The 18635-nt window shown below is 56.5% G+C and carries 15 protein-coding genes; 8 read left to right on the top strand and 7 right to left on the bottom strand.

Features of this window, described 5'->3' with window-relative positions:
• Window positions 1–4 precede the first annotated feature (4 nt).
• On the top strand, window positions 5–700 hold the full coding sequence (trmH, locus tag LQ945_RS13040) for a tRNA (guanosine(18)-2'-O)-methyltransferase TrmH (protein ID WP_269936065.1): 696 nt from the start codon (window positions 5–7) through the stop codon (window positions 698–700).
• Window positions 697–2778, top strand: coding sequence for an ATP-dependent DNA helicase RecG (gene recG / locus LQ945_RS13045; RefSeq protein ID WP_270100923.1), 2082 nt, complete (start codon window positions 697–699; stop codon window positions 2776–2778). The genes trmH and recG overlap by 4 nt, the downstream gene beginning before the upstream one ends.
• Window positions 2779–2836: 58 nt before the next feature.
• Here recG and gltS read toward each other — a convergent pair whose 3' ends face one another.
• On the bottom strand, window positions 2837–4048 hold the full coding sequence (gene gltS / locus LQ945_RS13050; RefSeq protein ID WP_270100924.1) for a sodium/glutamate symporter: 1212 nt from the start codon (window positions 4046–4048) through the stop codon (window positions 2837–2839).
• Window positions 4049–4290: 242 nt separating this feature from the next.
• Here gltS and LQ945_RS13055 point away from each other — a divergent pair, with 242 nt between their 5' ends.
• The gene (locus tag LQ945_RS13055; protein WP_044554877.1) at window positions 4291–5691 is read left to right on the top strand and encodes a nucleobase:cation symporter-2 family protein; all 1401 of its coding nucleotides are present in this window, start codon (window positions 4291–4293) and stop codon (window positions 5689–5691) included.
• A 131-nt stretch (window positions 5692–5822) separates the two neighbouring features.
• The gene (locus LQ945_RS13060) at window positions 5823–7484 is read left to right on the top strand and encodes an AsmA family protein (protein WP_270100925.1); all 1662 of its coding nucleotides are present in this window, start codon (window positions 5823–5825) and stop codon (window positions 7482–7484) included.
• Window positions 7485–7523: 39 nt separating this feature from the next.
• Here LQ945_RS13060 and fabY read toward each other — a convergent pair whose 3' ends face one another.
• The 5 genes from fabY to typA form a co-directional block, all read right to left on the bottom strand.
• Window positions 7524–8471 (bottom strand): fatty acid biosynthesis protein FabY, encoded by a 948-nt coding sequence (gene fabY, locus LQ945_RS13065; protein ID WP_044554875.1) that lies wholly within the window; start codon window positions 8469–8471, stop codon window positions 7524–7526.
• A 23-nt stretch (window positions 8472–8494) separates the two neighbouring features.
• Window positions 8495–8932, bottom strand: a complete 438-nt coding sequence (dtd, locus tag LQ945_RS13070; protein WP_012147545.1) for a D-aminoacyl-tRNA deacylase — start codon at window positions 8930–8932, stop codon at window positions 8495–8497.
• A complete protein-coding gene (locus LQ945_RS13075; RefSeq protein WP_262241231.1) occupies window positions 8929–9816 on the bottom strand; it encodes a virulence factor BrkB family protein in 888 nt (295 codons plus the stop codon). The genes dtd and LQ945_RS13075 overlap by 4 nt, the downstream gene beginning before the upstream one ends.
• A 49-nt stretch (window positions 9817–9865) precedes the next feature.
• On the bottom strand, window positions 9866–10456 hold the full coding sequence (gene yihX, locus LQ945_RS13080) for a glucose-1-phosphatase (RefSeq protein WP_044554873.1): 591 nt from the start codon (window positions 10454–10456) through the stop codon (window positions 9866–9868).
• A 163-nt stretch (window positions 10457–10619) separates the two neighbouring features.
• Window positions 10620–12443: a ribosome-dependent GTPase TypA gene (gene typA / locus LQ945_RS13085; RefSeq protein ID WP_020837665.1), complete on the bottom strand. Its 1824-nt coding sequence runs from the start codon at window positions 12441–12443 to the stop codon at window positions 10620–10622.
• Between the two features lie 370 nt (window positions 12444–12813).
• Here typA and glnA point away from each other — a divergent pair, with 370 nt between their 5' ends.
• From glnA to LQ945_RS13105, 4 genes are all read left to right on the top strand, one after another.
• On the top strand, window positions 12814–14223 hold the full coding sequence (glnA, locus tag LQ945_RS13090) for a glutamate--ammonia ligase (protein WP_020837667.1): 1410 nt from the start codon (window positions 12814–12816) through the stop codon (window positions 14221–14223).
• 184 nt (window positions 14224–14407) lie between these two features.
• Complete coding sequence (gene glnL / locus LQ945_RS13095; protein ID WP_270100926.1) at window positions 14408–15457, top strand: nitrogen regulation protein NR(II); 1050 nt, start codon at window positions 14408–14410, stop codon at window positions 15455–15457.
• Between the two features lie 8 nt (window positions 15458–15465).
• The gene (glnG, locus tag LQ945_RS13100) at window positions 15466–16878 is read left to right on the top strand and encodes a nitrogen regulation protein NR(I) (protein ID WP_044554871.1); all 1413 of its coding nucleotides are present in this window, start codon (window positions 15466–15468) and stop codon (window positions 16876–16878) included.
• 112 nt (window positions 16879–16990) lie between these two features.
• Window positions 16991–17113 carry a YshB family small membrane protein gene (locus LQ945_RS13105; RefSeq protein WP_139285489.1) on the top strand — a complete coding sequence of 41 codons (123 nt, stop codon included), beginning with the start codon at window positions 16991–16993 and terminating at the stop codon, window positions 17111–17113.
• A gap of 35 nt (window positions 17114–17148) precedes the next feature.
• Here LQ945_RS13105 and hemN read toward each other — a convergent pair whose 3' ends face one another.
• A complete protein-coding gene (gene hemN, locus LQ945_RS13110) occupies window positions 17149–18522 on the bottom strand; it encodes an oxygen-independent coproporphyrinogen III oxidase (protein ID WP_270100927.1) in 1374 nt (457 codons plus the stop codon).
• Between the last annotated feature and the right edge of the window lie 113 nt (window positions 18523–18635).

Consider the following 18635-nt stretch of genomic DNA (forward strand, 5'->3'; position numbering starts at 1 on the left):
GCTTATGAGCCCTGAACGCTATGCGCGGATTTGTGAAATGCTGGCCACCCGGCAGCCGGATTTAACCGTCTGCCTGGAACAGGTTCACAAACCGCATAACGTCTCCGCCATTATCCGCACCGCCGACGCCGTCGGCGTGCATCAGGTGCATGCCGTATGGCCAACCACGCGCATGCGAACCCTGGTTTCCTCCGCCGCCGGCAGCAACAGCTGGGTCAATGTTCAAACCCATCGCACCATCGGCGACGCCGTGACTCACCTGAAAGGCCAGGGCATGCAGATCCTGGCGACTAACCTTTCCGCCCGGGCGGTAGATTTTCGCGAAGTGGATTACACTCGCCCTACCTGCGTCCTGCTGGGCCAGGAAAAAACCGGCATTACCGAAGAAGCGCTGGCGCTTGCCGATCAGGACATCGTCATTCCGATGATCGGCATGGTGCAGTCGCTCAATGTGTCGGTTGCCTCAGCCTTGATCCTGTACGAAGCGCAACGCCAGCGGCAAAATGCCGGTCTATACCGCCGTGAGCACAGTATGCTCGACGCAGAAGAGCAACAGCGTCTGCTGTTTGAAGGCGGCTATCCGGTGCTGGCCAACGTGGCCAAACGTAAAAAACTGCCGCGTCCTCATATTGATCAACAGGGCCAGGTGGTCGCCGATGCCGAATGGTGGGCGGCCATGCAGGCAACGGTACGCAAATGAAAGGCCGTCTGCTGGATGCTGTCCCACTCACCACGCTTTCCGGGGTGGGCGCCAGCCAGGCGGGCAAACTGGCCAAGATTGGCCTGGAAACCATTCAAGATCTGTTGCTGCACCTGCCGCTGCGTTATGAAGACCGCACCCGCCTCTATCCGATAAACGATCTGCAGCCTGGTATTTTTGCCACGGTGGAAGGCGAAGTACTGCGTACCGACATCAGTTTTGGACGCAGGCGCATGCTGACCTGCCAGATCAGCGACGGTACCGGCCTGCTCACCCTGCGTTTCTTCAATTTCAACGCAGCGATGAAAAACAGCCTGGCCACCGGCCGTCGCGTGACCGCCTACGGGGAAGTCAAACGCGGTAACCACGGCGCCGAAATTATTCACCCTGAATATCGCATTCAAGGGGAAAGCAGCGAAGTTGAGCTGCAAGAGTCATTGACACCGGTCTATCCCACCACTGAGGGCATCCGCCAGGCCACGCTGCGCAAGCTGACCGATCAAGCGCTGGAGTTGCTGGATACCTGCGCTATTGCCGAACTGCTGCCGCCGGAACTGAGCGGCGGGCTGATAAGCCTGCCGCAGGCGCTGCATACCCTGCACCGCCCGCCGCCGGATATCCAATTGGCAGATTTGGAACAGGGCAAGCACCCGGCGCAAAAACGTCTGATCCTGGAAGAGCTGTTGGCGCATAACCTCAGCATGCTGGCGGTCCGAGCCGGTGCGCAGAGCTATCAGGCCCTGCCGTTAATGCCCGACGACCGGCTTAAAAAGCAATTCCTCGCCCAGTTGCCCTTTGCCCCCACCGGCGCGCAAGATCGCGTAGTGGCTGATATCGAAGCCGATATGCAAAAAGGCTTCCCGATGATGCGCCTGGTGCAAGGCGACGTCGGCTCCGGCAAAACCCTGGTTGCAGCGCTGGCGGCACTGCGCGCTATCGCTCACGGCAAGCAGGTGGCATTAATGGCCCCGACGGAACTGCTGGCCGAACAGCACGCCAATAATTTCCGCCAGTGGTTTGAGCCGCTGGGGCTGGAGGTTGGCTGGTTGGCCGGCAAGCAAAAAGGCAAGGCGCGTATCGCACAGCAAGAGGCGATTGCCAGCGGGCAGGTCTCCATGGTGGTCGGTACCCACGCCATCTTCCAGGAACAGGTGCAATTTTCCGGTCTGGCGCTGGTGATCATCGATGAACAGCACCGTTTTGGCGTACACCAGCGGCTGGCACTGTGGGAGAAAGGCGAGGAGCAAGGCTTCCATGCCCATCAGTTGATCATGACCGCCACGCCAATCCCCCGCACGCTGGCAATGACGGCCTATGCCGATCTCGACACTTCGGTGATCGACGAACTGCCGCCGGGCAGAACGCCGGTCACTACCGTCGCCATTCCAGACACCCGACGCGCCGATATTATTCAGCGGGTAAAAAGCGCCTGCATGGAAGAAGGCCGACAGGCGTACTGGGTTTGTACGCTGATCGAAGAATCCGAACTGCTGGAAGCTCAGGCAGCGGAAGCCACCTGGGAAGAATTGAAAATCGCACTCCCGGAGCTGAAAGTGGCGCTGGTGCACGGACGCATGAAAGCTCAAGAGAAGCAGGCGGTAATGCAGGCCTTCAAACAGGGCGAACTGCAGCTGTTAGTGGCGACCACGGTCATCGAGGTTGGCGTCGACGTGCCCAATGCCAGCCTGATGATTATCGAAAACCCGGAGCGCCTGGGGCTGGCGCAGTTGCACCAGTTGCGGGGTCGTGTAGGCCGCGGCGCCGTGGCGTCTCACTGCGTATTGTTGTACAAAACGCCGTTGAGCAAAACGGCACAAAAGCGTCTGCAGGTGCTGCGTGACAGCAATGACGGCTTCGTTATTGCCCAACGCGATCTGGAAATCCGTGGTCCCGGCGAACTGTTGGGCACGCGCCAAACCGGCAGCGCAGAGTTCAAAGTGGCGGATTTGCTGCGCGATCAGGCGATGATCCCGGAAGTACAACGCGTCGCTCGCCATATCCACCAGCAGTACCCGGAGCATGCCCAAGCCCTGATTGAGCGCTGGCTACCGGAGAAAGCACGTTACTCCAACGCCTGATTTTCAGGCAGAGAAAAGGCGCCAAATAGGCGCCTTTTTCGTTATTAAGACCGGTTAATCAGCCAATAGCCGGAAACACCGGTAACAACAGATACAGCTTAATCACAATCGCATTGGCGATATCGATAAAGAACGCCCCCACCATAGGCACCACCAGAAACGCCAGGTGCGAGGGACCGAAGCGATCGGTAATCGCCTGCATATTGGCGATCGCCGTAGGCGTGGCTCCCATGCCGAAACCGCAGTGGCCCGCAGCCAGCACCGCTGCATCGTAATTTTTACCCATCACCCGATAGGTAACGAAGATTGCGTACAGCGCCATCACCAGCGTCTGTACGGCCAGGATCGCCAGCATTGGCAGCGCCAGAGAAGCCAGCTCCCACAAACGCAGGCTCATCAGCGCCATCGCCAGAAACAGCGACAGGCTAACGTTGCCCAACACCGATACCGCTCGCTCAAATACGGTATAGAACCCGGTGAAGGCCAGGGTGTTGCTGAGGATCACCCCAACGAACAGCACGCAAACAAAGTTGGGTAATTCAAATACCGTGCCGCTCAGCAAGCCGGCGATAAACTGCCCCAGGCTCAGACAGATGGCGATCATGGCGATAGTTTCAATCATGATCAGCGAGGTGATCAAACGGCCGCTCTCCGGTTTTTCAAAGCCGCTTGGCTGGATGCTGTCATCCGGCGAGCCTTCCGGGGTGGAAGAGTGCTTCACCAGATAACGCGCCACCGGACCGCCAATCAGGCCGCCCAGAACCAGGCCGAAGGTGGCACAGGCCATCGCCACTTCCGTGGCATTTTCAAAGCCGTAGCGTTCGATAAACAGCTTGCTCCAGGCCGCCCCGGTGCCGTGGCCGCCGGACAGGGTAATGGAGCCGGCGATCAGGCCCATCAGCGGGTCCAGACCCAGCATTTTCGCCATGCCGATGCCGATGGCGTTCTGCACCAGCAGCAGGCCCAGCACCACAAACAGGAATACCATTAATGCCTTGCCACCCGCGCGCAACCGCGACAGGTTGGCGTTCAAACCGATGGTGGCGAAGAAGGCCAACATTAACGGGTCTTTCAGCGACATATCGAAGCTGATTTCCCAGTTAACGAACTTTTTCAGGGCTAACAACAGGAGCGCCACCAGTAAACCACCGGCGACAGGAGCGGGAATGGTGTATTTCCTCAACAGGGGGATGCTGGTGACGCATTTGCCCCCAAGGAGCAGAACCAATGTTGCTGCGACTAACGTGCCATAAGTATCAAGATGAAACATCCAGTTACTCCATGTAAGGGAAAAGATCCAATTAATAAATAATAAGTTAGAGAAAACCGCTTAGTTTTTAAAACTTGATGAGTGCAGGATTAGAAGTAAAAAACGCTGATAACACAAGAAAAAATGAACGAAAATGCGACATAAGTGACGATACTGCTAACAAAGCATTAACGCGCAACCGTTTGCTTTTATGGGCCAAATCATTAAAATGCCTGCTTTGCCGTTTCTGGAAATGCCACACCATGACCCAGCCATCCGCCGAGCTCGATGCTGCGCAAAAAGCATCCGCCACTCCCCGCAACAGTGAACTGATTTATCGTCTGGAAGATCGCCCGCCGCTGCCGCAAACGCTGTTTGCCGCCGGTCAGCACCTGCTGGCAATGTTCGTTGCGGTGATCACCCCGGCTCTGCTGATCTGCCAGGCGCTCGGTCTGCCGGCGCAGGACACTCAGCACATTATCAGTATGTCGCTGTTCGCCTCCGGCCTGGCCTCTATTTTACAAATAAAAACCTGGGGGCCCGTCGGCTCGGGCTTGCTGTCGATTCAGGGCACCAGCTTTAACTTTGTTTCGCCGCTGATTATGGGCGGGCTGGCGCTGAAAAACGGCGGCGCGGACGTCCCCACAATGATGGCTGCGTTGTTCGGTACGCTGATGGTCGCCTCCTGCACCGAGATCCTGCTGTCACGCGTGTTGCATTTGGCACGGCGAATCATCACTCCGCTGGTTTCCGGCATTGTGGTGATGATTATCGGCTTGTCGCTGATCCAGGTCGGACTGACCTCCATCGGCGGTGGCTATGCCGCGATGAACGGGGGCAGCTTCGGCGCGCCCAAAAATCTGCTGCTGGCCGGTGCGGTTCTACTGGTCATTATCCTGCTTAACCGTCAGCGCAATCCCTATCTGCGCGTTGCGTCGTTGGTGATTGCCATGGCGGTGGGCTATCTGCTGGCCTGGGCCATGGGCATGCTGCCAGAAAGCCAGCCGACTCCCGAAACGGCAGCAATCATCATTCCGACCCCGCTGTATTACGGCCTGGGCTTTGACTGGAATTTGCTGTTGCCGCTGATGCTGATCTTTATGGTCACCTCGCTGGAAACTATCGGCGATATCACCGCGACCTCTGACGTGTCGGAACAACCGGTCAGTGGCCCACTGTATATGAAACGCCTTAAGGGCGGCGTACTGGCCAACGGCCTGAACTCCATGCTGTCGGCGGTGTTCAATACCTTCCCCAACTCCTGCTTCGGTCAGAACAATGGCGTGATCCAACTGACCGGCGTCGCCAGCCGCTACGTCGGCTTCGTGGTGGCGCTGATGCTGATCGCGCTGGGGTTGTTCCCGGCGGTGGCCGGCTTCGTGCAGCACATTCCTGAACCGGTGTTGGGCGGCGCCACCCTGGTGATGTTCGGCACCATTGCAGCCTCCGGGGTTCGCATCGTGTCTCGTGAACGCCTGAACCGTCGTGCAATCATGATTATGGCGCTGTCGTTGGCCGTGGGCATGGGCGTATCCCAGCAGCCGCTGATCTTGCAGTTCGCACCAGACTGGCTGAAAACATTGCTCTCCTCAGGCATTGCTGCCGGCGGCATCACCGCCATCGCGCTGAACCTGCTGTTCCCGCAGGAGCATGAGAAACAATAATCCGTCACGCCTCCTGTCACAAACGGCCGCTTGCGGCCGTTTTTTATTGCCTATCAGACCATTGCACTTGAGATGCCAGCCCAATTGCGGCATAAACAGGGTATCTTTTTTGACCGACGCGGATGTAGACGATGAAATTTATCGGAAAACTGTTGCTGACGTTGTTGCTGCTGGTCGTGCTTGCCATTGCACTGCTGTACGTCATAGGACAAACCCGTTGGGCCGCGGGCTGGGTCAGCCGCTGGGTCAGCGATAACAGCGACTACCGTCTGTCGGTGGCGGCCATCTCGCATTCATGGAACCAACCGGGCCAAATCAGTCTGGAAGACGTTCAGTTAACCAAAAAAAATCAGCCGCAAGCGCTGGTGACCAAACGGCTGGATCTCGGCCTCAGCCTGCGCCAAATTACCGAACCTCGCTATTTCCACAGCGTCACGCTGCGTGACGGCACGCTGAATCTGCAACAGCAAGACGCGGCAATGCCGATACAGGCCGACGTGCTGCAACTGAGCAATATGACGCTGCAATCCAACGATGAAACCTGGCAGCTCAACGCGCAACAGGTCAACGCCGGCATCACGCCATGGCAACCCAAAGCCGGCCATCCGCTAGGTGATAACAATCAGTTCCAGTTCAGCGCCGGCTCGATGACGCTCAACGGTATTCCTGCCTCTCAGGTGCTGGTCCAGGGCGAGCTGAAACAAAATCAGCTGTTGCTCAGCAATTTCGGCGCCGACCTGGCGCAGGGGGATTTGACCGGCGTAGCCACTCGCGCCGCCGACGGCAGTTGGCAGGTAGAGCGCCTGAGACTCAGCGGCGTGCGCATGCAGACACCGCTGACACTGGAGCAGTTCTGGCAACGTTTTACCGCTCTGCCCCCCGTTACGCTCAAACGTTTTGATCTGATCGATGCCCGGCTGGAAGGCAAGGAGTGGGCATTCAACGATCTCGACCTGTCGCTGCAAAACGTCACCTTCCAGAAGGGCGACTGGAACAGCCAGGACGGTTCGCTGAACTTCAACGCCAGCGACCTGATCAATGGCAGTTTCCATCTGATTGATCCGATCATGAGTATGCGACTGTCGCCGGCCGGCATCGCCATTCAGCAATTCACCACCCGCTGGGAGGGCGGGTTATTGCGTACCTCCGGCAACTGGCTGCGCGCCAACAACCGCTTGCAGTTGGATGAGGTGGCAGTGGCCGCGCTGGAATATACATTGCCTATCGACTGGCGCGGATTGTGGTTGCAGCCGCTGCCGAACTGGCTGGCGGAGGTGTACGTCAACAAGCTGACCACCAACCGTAATCTGATCATCGATATCAACCCAGACTTCCCGTTCCAGATCACCGCACTGGACGGCTATGGCAGTAACCTGCTGCTGGCGCGCGACCACCAGTGGGGTATCTGGTCCGGCACGCTGAATTTGAACGGCAGTGAAGCTACCTTCAACAAGATTGACGTTCGCCGCCCATCGCTGGCGCTGAACGCCAATGACGGGCAAATCAACGTCACCGAACTCAGTGCCTTTATGCCCCAAGGGCTGTTGGATGCCAAAGCCATCGTCGAACAGCTGCCGGGCAAGCCTTTTACGCTGTCGCTGAACGGGCGTTCGGTACCGGTGAACACCCTGCAACAGTGGGGATGGCAAGCGGTTCCGCTGGAAGGAGACGGTAACCTGCAATTGCAGTTGAAAGGTTTGTTGAACAGCGATGGGCCATTTAAGGCTTCATTGCAGGGCAGCTTGCAGGCCACTGCCGCCGATGGCCAGACGGTCAATCAGCAACTGCCTTAATCCTGGATGGGCCCTCTCCGCATAGAGAGGGCCTGGATATTAACTGTCTATCGCCTCACAGCCGCCCTGATCCAGGGGCACTTCCGGCTCGGCCGGCAACACCATGTAAGTGCCTTCAAATACCGCACCTTTGTCGTCGTCACCAAACAGATGGACTTCCGCCTGCACGCGAGCGCGGCGGCCACGGGCCAAACGGGCCAGATCGCCGCTTAGCGAGCTGAGATCCGCTACTGCGCGGGGCCGGCCAGTGATGGGTTTGCTGTAACGGATATGGGCATCCGCCAGAATGATGGTGCCGCCCAGATGTCTTTCACGCAGCAACAACCAGATCAGGCCCCAGGCGGTCAGCGTGGCCAGAGAGAACAGGCTGCCGGCAAACAACGTATGGTGCGGGTTCTGGTTGCCAATCTCCGGCATGGTGGTGACAAAGCGCTGGCCGGTATATTGGCTGATGCGCACTCCCATCTTCTCGCTGAGCGGAATGTGATCGTACCAGGCCTGCTGCAGCTGGCCGCACCAGTCGGGGCGATGCAGGATATCGTCCAGCGTCGCCACCGGCTTGATCATCAGGAAATGGCGAATCGGCGTGGTTTGCGGCGCCGTGATCTCACCCTGATTCACGAAACCGAGTTTGGCGAAGAAATCCACAGCGTCTTCACGGGCGCTACAGACTACGCGCTTCACGCCTTCCTGACGCGCCACGGACTCCAGCGTCATGGCTACCAGCGTCCCCAGGCCTTTATCCTGCACCGTCGGGTCTACCGCCAGAAAACGAATCGCGGCTTCGTTATCGGCATTGATGTACAGCCGCCCAATGGCAACAATTTTACCACTCTCGTCCACCACCATCTGGTGGTGTGCCATGGCGTCGTAGGCATCCTTTTCCGACCCCACCGGCTGGTGCAACGGCTTGCGCAGCATTTCCCAGCGGAACTGGTAATACTCTTTCAGTTCTTGCTCTGTTACCGGTACTCGTAGGTGATACATAGACGCCTTCTCTCTCAGAATTCTTAGACTTGAAGCCAAAACGTCACCGGCCCGTCGTTCACCAGCGCGACTTTCATGTCGGCCGCAAACTCACCGGTTTGGGTTTCGATACCGCGTTCGCGGCACTGGCCAACAAAATATTGGTATAACCGATCGGCCTCCTGCGGTACCGCACCGCGAGAGAAACTTGGACGCATACCTTTTTGCGTGTCGGCCACCAGCGTGAACTGCGAGACCACCAGCAAACTGCCTCCTGCCTGTTGGACGTTGAGATTCATTTTGTCGTTCTCATCGCCAAAGATGCGGTAGCCCAGCACGCGCTCACACAGGCGCACGGCCTTTTGCTCGTTATCGTCCTGCTCCACGCCCAATAACACTAACAAACCGGGACCTATGTTGCCTACCGTCTGGCCTTCCACCGTGACGCTGGCATTTAATACCCGTTGAATTAACGCAATCATAACTGCCCTTCTGATGACTGTTCTTGTTGTGCCTTTTGCTGTCGGTAGTCGCGGTATTCCCCAATGGTAACCGTGATTTCCGCGCCGAGTAACACGATACACCAGCTCCAGTAGACCCAAAGGAATAAAATGGGGATCACGGCCAAGACGCCGTAAATCAGCTGATAAGAAGGGAACATGGTGACATAAAGCGCAAACCCCTTCTTACCCAGCTCAAACAGCAAACCGGCCACCAGCGCACCAATCAACGCATCCTTGGGCGGCACCCGTACCGTCGGCACGATGCAATACAGCAGCCAGAACGATATCCACGACAGGATCAGCGGGAAGATCCGCAGCACCTGATCCACCAGGCTGTTGACGCCGGTCTGCGCCAGCCAGTTAAGTGACAACAGATAGGAACTGATCGCCATGCTGGCGCCCACCAGCAGCGGCCCCAGAGTCAGCACCATCCAGTAAACGGCGAATGAAAACACGATCGGTCGCTGATTCTTGCTGCGCCAGATGGTGTTGAGCACGCTGTCCACCGACGAGATCAGCAACAGCGCAGTGACTATCAGGCCGCAGGTCCCGACGGCGGTCATCTTGTTGGAGTTGGCGACAAACTGCTCCAGATAACTTTGGATCACGTTGCCGGCGGCCGGCATGAAATTGGAAAATATGAAGCTTTTCAGCTGAACGCTGATGTCGGAGAACATCGGGAACGCGGCAAACAACGCGAACACTACGGTCACCAGGGGCACCAGTGACAGCAGTGAGACATAGGCCAGATGGCCCGCCAACATGGTCAGGCCATCGCTGTCGACACGTTTAATCAGCAGTCGTAAAAAGGTGACGCTGGGTTTGATCGAAGCGGGCAGCTTCTTGCGGCGGAAAAACGACATGGCCACTCCTTGATGTCAGTTTGTACGCCTTAAGCTTAACCCTTTGCGGTCATTGGGCAAAATAAGCCGGTACTACGTCGCGGTCGGTCACGTGAACAGTTTTGATGCCGAGCGCCTGTGCGGCGGCGACGTTATCCGGGTGATCGTCAAAGAACACCGCGTCGTCCGGCGAGGTATTTTCTGCATCCAGTACGTGCAGATAAATGTTGGCGTCCGGCTTGCGCATGCCAAGATCCTGCGACAAATAAAGATGATCGGCGGCTTCGGCCACCTGCGGATAGTGCTGCGGCCAGTAATTGCAGTGCAAACGGTTGGTGTTCGATAACACCACCACCCGGTGACCTTCACTGCGCAGGCGCTTCATGATGTCGATCACTTCTGGGCGCAGGGCGACAAACACCGCCTGCCAACCGGTAGCGAACTGCTCGAAACTGAGGGCAATCCCCATTTCGGCGCTCAGCCGTTCGGCAAAGTCTTCATCGCTGATTTCACCGCGCTCGTGCTGCTGAAACAACTCGCCCATGGCAAAACGTTCGGACAAGACCGCCAGTGGCGTACCGCTCAAACTGCTCCATACACCCAGTACACGTTTGAAATCGATATCGACGATCACATTACCTAAATCAAAGATATACAGCATAGTCCTCTCCTGATGGGCCGGTGAGATTTTACTGTAGCGGGAAAAGCAGGGGCTGAATAGAGAGCGGATGGAAAAGCGTATAGCACGCGGCAGAAATGGGAAAAGACAGAGGAAAAAACTCAGGGCGCTGGCGCGCCCTAAGTGTTGCAGACCCAATCAGCGGTTAAGCTTCTTTAGGACCACGGCTTGCACGCTTACGATCGTTTTCCGTCAGGTGACGCTTACGGATACGGATCGAGGTTGGCGTAACTTCTACCAGTTCGTCATCATCGATGAATTCCAGAGCTTGCTCCAGAGTCATTTTGATAGCCGGAACCAGGGTAGTGGCTTCGTCAGTACCGGAAGCACGCATGTTGGTCAGCTTCTTACCGGTCAGGCAGTTGACGGTCAGGTCGTTGGAACGTGAGTGAATACCGATGATCTGGCCTTCATACACTTCCGCACCGTGACCCAGGAACAGCTTGCCGCGATCTTGCAGACCGAACAGGGCGAACGCTACCGCTTTACCCTGACCGTTGGAGATCAGCACGCCGTTCTGGCGCTGGCCAACTTCACCCGGACGCACGTCGTCGTAGTGGCTGAAGGTGGAGTACAGCAGACCGGTACCGGAGGTCATGGTCATGAACTCGTTACGGAAGCCAATCAAGCCGCGGCTTGGGATCACGTAGTCGAGACGCACACGGCCTTTACCGTCTGGATCCATGTTTTTCAGGTCAGCTTTACGCTCACCCATGGCTTGCATGACGGAACCCTGGTGCTGTTCTTCGATGTCCAAGGTCACGTTTTCGAACGGCTCTTGTTTACGACCATCGATTTCACGGAAGATTACTTTCGGACGGGATACCGCCAGTTCGAAACCTTCACGACGCATGTTTTCGATCAGAACCGACAGGTGAAGTTCACCACGGCCAGATACGCGGAATGCATCAGCATCTTCAGTTTCTTCAACGCGCAGTGCCACGTTGTGCACCAGTTCCTTGTTCAGACGCTCAAGGATTTGACGCGAAGTCACAAACTTACCTTCTTTACCGCAGAATGGTGAGGTGTTGACGTTGAAGAACATGGTTACGGTTGGCTCATCTACAGACAGCGCCGGCAGTGCTTCCACTGCAGAGGTGTCACAGATGGTGTCGGAAATGTTCAGCTCGCCCAGACCGGTGATAGCGATGATGTCGCCCGCTTCAGCCAGGGTAGATTCGATACGCTCCAGACCCATGTGGCCCAGCACTTTGCCCACTTTACCGTTGCGAGTTTTACCTTCGCTATCGATGATGGTGACCTGCTGGTTTGGCTTCACTTTACCGCGCTTGATACGGCCGATACCGATCACGCCCAGGTAGTTGTTGTAGTCCAACTGGGAGATTTGCATCTGGAATGGCGCTTCGAGCTCAACCTGCGGTGCAGACACGTGGTCTACGATCGCTTGATACAGCGGGGTCATGTCTTCCGCCATTTCGTTGTGGTCAGTACCCGCGATCCCCATCAATGCAGAAGCATAGATGATTGGGAAGTCGAGCTGCTCGTCGGTCGCGTCGAGGTTAACGAACAGGTCGAAGACCTGATCAACAACCCAATCAGGACGTGCGCCCGGACGGTCAACCTTGTTGATTACCACGATCGGCTTCAGACCATTAGCGAAGGCTTTTTTGGTCACGAAGCGGGTTTGCGGCATTGGGCCATCCATTGCATCCACAACCAGCAGCACCGAGTCAACCATTGACATCACACGCTCAACCTCACCGCCGAAGTCGGCGTGTCCTGGGGTATCCACGATGTTGATGCGGTAGTCTTTCCAATTAATGGCGGTGTTTTTTGCGAGGATGGTAATCCCACGCTCTTTCTCCAAATCGTTGGAGTCCATTACGCGTTCGGTGGCTTCTACACGCTCTCCGAAAGTACCGGATTGTTGCAGCAGCTTATCAACCAGGGTGGTCTTACCATGGTCAACGTGGGCAATAATGGCGATGTTACGCAAATTTTCGATCACAGCTTTGCCTCAGGCATTAGAAATAGCGCGCTATTGTACACGTATTAAGCGAGGGACTAAACAAGATCACAACAGTCTCTTATAAACAACTGTGTACAGGTCAGTATGTGATCCCTTTCACGGTGCAAAAAGCAGCATCCGGTGCACTTTTGCACCATTACAGTGCCCCACCCCGCATTGATTGCACCATTTAAGTGCAAAACGTCACTGATGGTGCATACTGATTCTGTGCAAAACCCGCACAGAAAGGCGATTAAAGCGCTTTGGCAAAGTTGGCACAGTTTTCGCTTTAGTCTTTTCAAGGCAAAAAAAGCCAGTTCCACAGATTCGTTCCACGACGACGACAATGATAAATCCGGGAGAGTTAAGTATGTCCGCTGAACACGTTTTGACGATGCTGAATGAGCATGAAGTGAAATTCGTAGACCTGCGTTTCACTGACACCAAGGGTAAAGAACAACACGTCACCATCCCGGCTCATCAGGTAAATGCCGACTTCTTCGAAGAAGGTAAAATGTTTGACGGTTCCTCGATCGGCGGTTGGAAAGGCATCAACGAATCTGACATGGTGCTGATGCCAGACGCCAGCACTGCGGTACTGGATCCGTTCTTCGAAGAATCCACCCTGATCATTCGCTGCGACATCCTCGAGCCAGGCACCATGCAAGGCTACGATCGTGACCCACGCTCTATCTCCAAGCGTGCAGAAGATTTCCTGCGCTCTTCCGGCATCGCGGACACCGTCCTGTTCGGGCCAGAGCCAGAATTCTTCCTGTTCGACGACATTCGTTTCGGCAGCAGCATCCGCGGTTCCCACGTGGCCATCGACGATATCGAAGGCGCATGGAACTCCGGCACCCAATACGATGGCGGCAACAAAGGCCACCGTCCGGCAGTCAAAGGCGGTTACTTCCCGGTTCCTCCGGTCGATTCCTCACAGGACATCCGTTCTACCATGTGTCTGACCATGGAAGAAATGGGCCTGGTCGTTGAAGCGCACCACCACGAAGTGGCAACCGCAGGTCAGAACGAAGTGGCAACCCGCTTCAACACCATGACCAAGAAAGCCGACGAAATCCAAATCTACAAATACGTGGTCCACAACGTGGCTCACGCATTTGGCAAAACCGCGACCTTCATGCCGAAGCCAATGTTCGGTGATAACGGTTCCGGCATGCACTGCCACATGTCGCTGTCCAAGAACGGGACTAACCTGTTCGCCGGCGACAAATACGGCGGCCTGTCTGAGACTGCCCTGTTCTACATCGGCGGTATCATCAAGCACGCTAAAGCGATCAACGCCCTGGCCAACCCGACCACCAACTCTTACAAGCGTCTGGTCCCAGGCTACGAAGCTCCGGTCATGCTGGCTTATTCTGCCCGTAACCGTTCCGCTTCCATCCGTATCCCAGTGGTTGCCAGCCCGAAAGCGCGCCGTATCGAAGCCCGTTTCCCGGATCCAGCGGCTAACCCGTACCTGTGCTTCGCGGCCCTGCTGATGGCAGGCCTGGACGGTGTGATCAACAAAATCCACCCTGGCGATGCCATGGACAAAAACCTGTATGACCTGCCACCGGAAGAAGAAGCTGAAATTCCAAAAGTTGCAGGTTCCCTGGATGAAGCGCTGGCAGCACTGAGCGAAGACCGCGAGTTCCTGACCCGTGGCGGCGTATTCACCGACGACGCTATCGATGCTTACATCGATCTGCGCAAAGAAGAGATGGACCGCGTTCGCATGACGCCACACCCGGTTGAATTCGAACTGTACTACAGCGTTTAAGCTTTACCGCGCCGTCTGCGGACGGCGCCCAGATTTAGTTGTCTTTTTTTGTTGCCGTGGAAACTTTCAGCCCATCTTCGGATGGGTTTTTTTCTCCACCGTATTTTCTGCAAAACTATTCCATACCACGTGCATAACGGATGGAGTAGGATAGATGCACTAAAAAGGTGCAGGAGTCTGCTGTATGGCAACTGGCAAGCTGCCCGATGCTGGGCAGATCCTCAATTCTCTCATCAACAGCATCCTGCTGTTGGATGATGATCTGGCGATTCATTACGCCAATCCGGCAGCACAACAACTGCTGGCGCAAAGTTCTCGTAAACTTTTCGGTACACCCTTGCCCGATTTGCTCGGTTATTTCTCACTGAACGTCGATCTGATGCGTGAGAGCCTGCATGCCGGTCAGGGCTTTACCGATAACGAAGTGACCCTGGTGGTTGACGGGCGTGCGCATATCCTCTCCCTGACCGCACAGGCACTGCCTGATGGCTATATCCTGATCGAGCTGGCGCCCATGGATAACCAACGCCGCTTGAGCCAGGAACAACTTCAGCACGCCCAGCAAGTTGCGGCCCGCGATCTGGTCCGTGGCCTGGCGCATGAAATTAAAAACCCGCTTGGCGGACTGCGCGGCGCGGCACAGCTGCTGGCCAAGGCACTGCCCGATCCGTCGCTGACTGAATACACCAAGGTGATCATTGAGCAGGCCGACCGCTTGCGCAACCTGGTCGATCGCCTGCTCGGCCCGCAGCGGCCGGGCCAGCACATAACCCAAAGCATTCATCAGGTGGCAGAGCGAGTGTGCCAACTGGTGTCGCTGGAGAAGCCGGATAACGTGACGCTGGTGCGGGACTACGACCCGAGCCTGCCAGAGATGGCGCACGACCCGGATCAAATCGAACAGGTATTGCTGAACATTACCCGCAATGCACTGCAGGCGCTGGGAGAAACAGGCGGCACCATCACGCTGCGCACTCGCACCGCTTTCCAGATTACCCTGCACGGCACCCGCTACCGGTTAGCGGCACGTATCGACGTAGAAGATGACGGCCCCGGCGTGCCGGCGCAGTTGCAAGACACGCTGTTTTACCCGATGGTCAGCGGCCGCGAAGGCGGAACCGGCCTGGGATTATCCATCGCCCGTAATCTTATCGATCAGCATTGCGGAAAAATTGAATTTAACAGTTGGCCAGGACATACCGAATTCTCGGTTTACCTGCCTATTCGCCAGTGAGGTTTTCTATGCAACGAGGGATAGTCTGGATCGTCGATGACGATAGCTCCATCCGCTGGGTGCTTGAACGCGCGCTCACTGGAGCCGGTGTGAGCTGCGTGACCTTCGACAGTGGCAATGCGGTGCTCGAAGCCCTGGCCACGCAAACTCCTGACGTGTTGCTGTCTGACATCCGCATGCCGGGTATGGATGGCCTTGCGTTGCTCAAGCAGATCAAACAGCGTCATCCGATGCTTCCGGTCATCATAATGACGGCGCATTCGGATCTCGACGCCGCCGTCAGCGCCTACCAGCAAGGGGCATTCGATTACCTGCCGAAACCCTTTGATATTGATGAAGCCGTGGCGCTGGTTGAACGCGCCATCAGCCATTATCAGGAACAGCAGCAGCCTGCGCGCAGCCAACCAGCCAACGATCCGGTGGCAGACATCATCGGTGAAGCCCCGGCGATGCAGGACGTGTTCCGCATCATCGGCCGCCTGTCGCGTTCGTCGATCAGCGTACTGATCAACGGCGAATCAGGTACCGGTAAAGAGCTGGTTGCCCATGCCCTGCACCGTCACAGCCCGCGCGCCAAATCGCCCTTTATTGCGCTGAATATGGCGGCGATCCCCAAAGACCTGATCGAGTCCGAACTGTTCGGGCATGAAAAAGGGGCCTTTACCGGCGCCAATCAGATCCGTCAGGGTCGCTTTGAGCAGGCCGACGGCGGGACCTTGTTCCTGGATGAAATCGGCGATATGCCGCTGGATGTGCAAACCCGCCTGCTGCGGGTGCTGGCAGATGGCCAGTTCTATCGGGTCGGTGGTTATGCCCCGGTGAAGGTGGACGTGCGCATCATCGCCGCCACCCACCAGAACCTGGAACTGCGGGTACAGGAAGGTAAATTCCGTGAGGATTTGTTCCATCGCCTGAACGTGATCCGCGTGCACCTTCCGCCGCTGCGTGAACGTCGTGAGGATATTCCGCGTCTGGCGCGTTACTTCCTGCAGGTGGCGGCAAAGGAGCTGGGTGTGGAAGCGAAGAACCTGCATCCGGAGACTGAAACTGCACTGACGCGCCTGCCATGGCCCGGTAACGTTCGCCAGTTGGAGAACACCTGCCGCTGGTTAACCGTGATGGCCGCCGGGCAGGAGGTGCTGATTCAGGATCTGCCGAGTGAGCTGTTTGAAACCTCTGCGCCAGAAACGCCCGGGCATAGCCTGCCGGACAGTTGGGCCACTCTGCTGGCACAGTGGGCAGACCGCGCGCTGCGTTCCGGTCATCAAAACCTGCTGTCGGAAGCGCAACCGGAGATGGAACGCACCTTGCTCACCACCGCACTGCGTCATACCCAAGGGCATAAGCAGGAAGCTGCCCGTTTGCTGGGCTGGGGGCGCAATACGTTAACGCGTAAGCTGAAAGAATTGGGAATGGAATAGTTTGCGGCATTGATGATAGAAAATACAATCAAGCGCACAAAAAAACGGCTATTTCAGGCTTTACAGCCGATGGGGCCGCAGTATGATCGGGGCGCACACCCTGGAGGCTTCCATGCTGGATTCGTTAATCGCATTCATTTCTCAAGGCGCAGAACTGGGTTCTGCCGCCAGCCACACGCCGCAGGCAGCCGTTGCTGCGGTACTGTGCGCCGCCCTGATTAATTTCTTCAGTTAAAACAACGGCCGCGAAAGCGGCCGTTGTTTTACTCATCAAATAACCCGAGAGAATTGCTGGGTGCGGGCCTGTTGACGCAGGTAGATATCAAAACACATGCAAATATTGCGGATCAGTAACCGGCCGCGCGGCGTAACCTGAATGCCCTGCTCGTCACGCTCCACCAGTCCATCACGTTCAAACGGCGCCAGCAATTGTAAATCCTCGGCAAAATAATCGGCAAAGTCGATGCCGAACTGATGTTCTATGGCCTGATAGTCCAGTTTGAAGTTGCAGATCAGCGTTTTGATCACCTCACGCCGCAAGCAGTCGTCTTCAGTCATCGCCAGGCCACGCCACAGTGCATGACCTTGTGCTTCGACGCTACTGTAATAAACCTTCAGCTCTTTCTGGTTCTGCGCATAGCTGTCCCCCAGCATGCTGATGGCGGAGACGCCCAGTCCCAGCAAATCACTATCGCCCTGGGTGGTGTACCCCTGGAAGTTACGGTGAAGTTTCCCTTCGCGCTGCGCCACCGCCAACTCATCGTCCGGTCGTGCGAAATGATCCATACCGATAAACTGATAACCCGATTCGGTCAGGGAAGCTATGGTGTGCTGCAAGATATCCAGTTTCTGCTGCGCGCTCGGCAGATCTGCGTCTTTGATTTTGCGCTGGGCAGCAAACAGATTCGGCATATGGGCATAGTTAAATACGCTCAGGCGATCCGGGTTTAACGCGGCCACCCGCTGCAGGGTGTAAGCAAAGCTCTCTGGTGTTTGCTTTGGCAAGCCGTAGATCAGGTCGATATTGGTGGAATTAAAACCAAGCGCTTTAGCGCGGGCAATCAGGGCAAAGATAAAGGCTTCATCCTGCTCGCGGTTCACCAGCCGCTGCACCTCTTTATTGAAGTCCTGCACCCCCATGCTCAGGCGATTAAAACCTTCGCTGCGTAAATGATCGAGCACATCCAGCTCAATCTCACGCGGATCGACTTCGATCGACATTTCGGCATCGGGGAGGAAATCAAAGTGTTGGCGCAGCATCGCTACCAGCTGGCTGATTTGTGTCTTGCTCAGATAGGTTGGCGTACCGCCGCCCCAGTGCATCTGGCCGACCTTACGCCCGGCAAACAAAGGCGCGCGCTGAGCGATTTCCTTTGCCAGCACCGCCAGATATTCATCAGCCTTGTGCGTTTGACGCGTCACCAGCTTGTTGCAACCACAGAAATAGCAGAGCTTGTGGCAGAAAGGGATATGCACGTACAGCGACAAAGGGCGCTCAGGATAACGCGTCGCGGCGCGTTGAAACGCCGCTTCGTCGTAGCTCTGGTTGAACTCCAGCGCTGTGGGGTATGAGGTGTAACGCGGCCCTGAATAGTTATATTTCTGGATCAGGGCCAGATCCCAGACAATTGCCTGCTCTGACATGCTCACTCCTTCCGATATTTTTTTCTACCGGGCCGGGAAATGGGCAGTGGTCTACGCTGTCTGGCCGCGGAAGCGCTGCGAAAACGCGTTTTGCGTTTGGACAGCCGCCATAG

The sequence above is a fragment of the Serratia liquefaciens genome, assembly GCF_027594825.1.
Taxonomy (GTDB): Bacteria; Pseudomonadota; Gammaproteobacteria; order Enterobacterales; family Enterobacteriaceae; genus Serratia; species Serratia liquefaciens_A.

Coding starts and splice junctions, on each gene's coding strand:
- trmH (WP_269936065.1), top strand. CDS start 5: ATGAGCCCTGAACGCTATGCGCGGATTTGTGAAATGCTGGCCACCCGG.
- recG (WP_270100923.1), top strand. CDS start 697: ATGAAAGGCCGTCTGCTGGATGCTGTCCCACTCACCACGCTTTCCGGG.
- gltS (WP_270100924.1), bottom strand. CDS start 4,048: ATGTTTCATCTTGATACTTATGGCACGTTAGTCGCAGCAACATTGGTT.
- LQ945_RS13055 (WP_044554877.1), top strand. CDS start 4,291: ATGACCCAGCCATCCGCCGAGCTCGATGCTGCGCAAAAAGCATCCGCC.
- LQ945_RS13060 (WP_270100925.1), top strand. CDS start 5,823: ATGAAATTTATCGGAAAACTGTTGCTGACGTTGTTGCTGCTGGTCGTG.
- fabY (WP_044554875.1), bottom strand. CDS start 8,471: ATGTATCACCTACGAGTACCGGTAACAGAGCAAGAACTGAAAGAGTAT.
- dtd (WP_012147545.1), bottom strand. CDS start 8,932: ATGATTGCGTTAATTCAACGGGTATTAAATGCCAGCGTCACGGTGGAA.
- LQ945_RS13075 (WP_262241231.1), bottom strand. CDS start 9,816: ATGTCGTTTTTCCGCCGCAAGAAGCTGCCCGCTTCGATCAAACCCAGC.
- yihX (WP_044554873.1), bottom strand. CDS start 10,456: ATGCTGTATATCTTTGATTTAGGTAATGTGATCGTCGATATCGATTTC.
- glnA (WP_020837667.1), top strand. CDS start 12,814: ATGTCCGCTGAACACGTTTTGACGATGCTGAATGAGCATGAAGTGAAA.
- glnL (WP_270100926.1), top strand. CDS start 14,408: ATGGCAACTGGCAAGCTGCCCGATGCTGGGCAGATCCTCAATTCTCTC.
- glnG (WP_044554871.1), top strand. CDS start 15,466: ATGCAACGAGGGATAGTCTGGATCGTCGATGACGATAGCTCCATCCGC.
- LQ945_RS13105 (WP_139285489.1), top strand. CDS start 16,991: ATGCTGGATTCGTTAATCGCATTCATTTCTCAAGGCGCAGAACTGGGT.
- hemN (WP_270100927.1), bottom strand. CDS start 18,522: ATGTCAGAGCAGGCAATTGTCTGGGATCTGGCCCTGATCCAGAAATAT.